2 protein-coding genes are annotated in these 2,955 nt (G+C 70.0%); both read right to left on the bottom strand.

Annotated elements, in window-relative coordinates; genetic code table 11:
- Positions 1-387 precede the first annotated feature (387 nt).
- A complete protein-coding gene (locus tag ACLN58_RS20250; protein ID WP_415857031.1) occupies positions 388-2,031 on the bottom strand; it encodes a DNA repair helicase XPB in 1,644 nt (547 codons plus the stop codon).
- A 12-nt stretch (positions 2,032-2,043) separates the two neighbouring features.
- Positions 2,044-2,955: helicase-associated domain-containing protein (locus tag ACLN58_RS20255; RefSeq protein WP_415857032.1), on the bottom strand; the 912-nt coding region annotated here is incomplete at its 5' end.

The raw sequence follows: 2,955 nt of genomic DNA on the forward strand, positions 1-2,955 counted from the left end.
TGCGCGCGGAGAGCGCGCCGATCGAAGCGACCGCGCAGACGGCCGCGAGGATCAGATCGATACCGAGGACGGCGGACGGCGCCACGGGGCCCGGCCTACGGGCAGATCAGGCCGAGGTAGGGGGCCGGCTCCTCACGGCTCGCGCCGGCCAGGATCCCGCCCGCGATGAAGACGAGGAGCTGAACCCACATGAGGAGGAAGAGCCAGCTTGCGCATGAGGGGGTCCTTGACAACAGAGTGCGGGCGAGAATGCGCCGAAATGCGCCGCAGACTCCCCGGCGAGGGTCCCCTTGTTGCGGCAGTTGGCAGGTCCCAGCGCCTCCCATGCTAAGACTCGCCGGATTCCTTGGCCAGAGGTTTGGCCAATTGGTGGAATAAATCGGGACTTTAGTCCTTGGCGAGATCGCCGGCGTCGAGAATGCGGTACGCGTAGCCCTGTTCCGCGAGGAAGCGCTGGCGCTTCGCGGCGAACTCCTGGTCGAGCGTGTCGCGGGCCACGAGGGCGTAGAAGCGGGCCGAGCGACCGTCCGCCTTGGGCCGGAGGAGCCGCCCGAGGCGCTGGGCCTCCTCCTGCCGTGAGCCGAACGAGCCGGAGACCTGCACCGCGACGGAGGCCTCCGGCAGGTCGATCGAGAAGTTCGCGACCTTCGAGACCACGAGCCTGCTGAGCTCGCCCGCACGGAACGCGTCGAACAGGCGCTGCCGCTCCTTGACGCTCGTCGAGCCCTTGATCACGGGCGCGTCGATCCGCTCGCCGATCTCGTCGAGCTGGTCGATGTACTGGCCGATCACGAGGAGCTGATCTCCCGCGTGCCGGCGCACGATCTGTTCGACGACCTGATTCTTGGTCTCGCTCGACGCGCACAGGCGGTACTTGTCGGCGTCGTCCGCCATGGCGTACGCCATGCGCTCGTCACGCGGGAGGTCCACGCGGACCTCGACGCAGTCGGCGGGCGCGATGTAGCCCTGCGCCTCGATGTCCTTCCACGGCGCGTCGTAGCGCTTGGGCCCGATAAGCGAGAAGACCTCGCCCTCGCGCCCGTCCTCGCGTACGAGCGTGGCCGTGAGCCCCAGACGACGGCGGGCCTGGAGGTCCGCCGTCATGCGGAAGATCGGCGCGGGAAGAAGGTGCACCTCGTCGTACACGATGAGGCCCCAGTCGTTCTTGTCCACGAGCTCGAGGTGGGGATACAGGCCGCCGCGCTTGACCGTGAGCACCTGGTACGTCGCGATCGTGACCGGCCGGACCTCCTTGACCGAGCCCGAGTACTCGCCGATCTCCTCCTCCGTGAGGCTCGTGCGCTTGAGCAGCTCGTCCTTCCACTGCCGCGCGGCCACGGTGTTCGTCACGAGGATGAGCGTCGTGGTCGACGACTGCGCCATCGCGGCCGCGCCCACGAGCGTCTTCCCCGCGCCGCACGGAAGGACGACGACGCCGCTGCCGCCGGCCCAGAAGTTCTCCGCGGCGAGCTTCTGATACGGGCGGAGGCTCCAGCCCTTCTCCTCGAGCGCGATCGGGTGCGGGGTGCCATCCACGTAGCCGGCGAGGTCGTTCGCGGGCCAGCCGATCTTGAGCAATGCCTGTTTGAGCTGGCCGCGCTGGGACGAATGCACCACGACTGTCTCGCCGTCGATGCGGGGCCCGAGGAGTGGCCCGATCTTCCTTGCCCGGAGGACTTCCTCGAGGACGGGGTAGTCGTCGGTGCGCATCACGAGGCCGTGCTGGGGGTCCTTCTCGAGCCGGAGCCGACCGTAGCGCGACATGGTCTCGTCGATGTCGATGAGGAGCGCGTGCGGGACCGGGAAGCGGGAGTAGGTGAGGAGCGTGTCGAGGACTTTCTCGGCGTCGATCCCCGCCGCGCGCGCGTTCCACAGCCCGAGCGGCGTGATGCGGTAGGTGTGGATGTGTTCGGGCGCGCGCTCAAGCTCGGCGAAGGCCGCGATCGCGTGGCGCGCCTCCGTGGCCTGCGCGTGGTCGACCTCGAGCAGGATCGTCTTGTCGCTCTGGACGATGAGCGGGCCGTCGGTCATTGGGGCCTCAGATCAGGCGAGTTCGACATCGATAATGCGGTGCACGCTCAGCACGCGCTCGGTCTCCCGCTCGGGGTCGAAGACGCGGACGCGCCCTGCCGAGATCGAGACCGGCCGCAGCTCCTCGACGGTGGAGTTGCCGAGTGCATCGACGATGTTCAAGCGTACCGCCCGCTTGAGCCGGATGGCCTTCTGAAGCGTCTCGATGCCGAGCATCGGGGCGGCCTCCTCGCCGTTGCCGCCCACGGCGGACTGGTTCCGCAGCACGCCGAGCTGGGCTTCGACGTCGTCCGGGTTGGGAACCATGGCGGGAGGTGCGGGAACGAGCAGGCCCAGCGCGGCCGCGCCGCGGAGCCGCTGGAGCCGCACCGCGGGATCGAGCGAGGTGTCGACGGCGGGCGCGAGGCCCAGATCGCGGAGGACGGCCGCGGCCTCCTGCGGCGAGGCGTTGCTCACGACGACGGTCGGCGCGATCTGCGTGAGCCCCAGCTGGGCGGCGGACGGCTCGCGCAGGAGGCCCGCGATCGCGGCCTCGTCGTCGCTCACGATGAACGAACCCGCCCGGCCCACGCGGATCCTCCCGTAGCGGGACGCAGTGTCCTCGACGAGGTACGCGAGCGGCTGGGGGACCTCGGTCTCGGCATGCTCGGCAAGGAAGTCCGTGATGGACGCCGCGTCCTCGCCGGCGTCGAGCGCGCGGCGGAGGCTCGCTGCGGAGAAGCGGTAGATGGTCGCGGGCCCGCGGCCCTCGGGGTCCGCGAGGAGCGAGAGCCTCCGCGAGAGCCCAGGCTCTAGGTAGCCCGGCGCGACCGCGGTGAGGTCCGCCTGGAGCAGGATCCGGTCGACGCTCGGCGGAAGGATCTCGTCGAGGAGCGTCCGCAGGCCGTCGAAGTCGCCGCGCAGCACGGCGGCCCCTGCGCGCGT

It is taken from the genome of Sinomonas sp. G460-2, assembly GCF_047759905.1.
In the GTDB taxonomy this organism is placed as follows: Bacteria; Actinomycetota; Actinomycetes; order Actinomycetales; family Micrococcaceae; genus Sinomonas.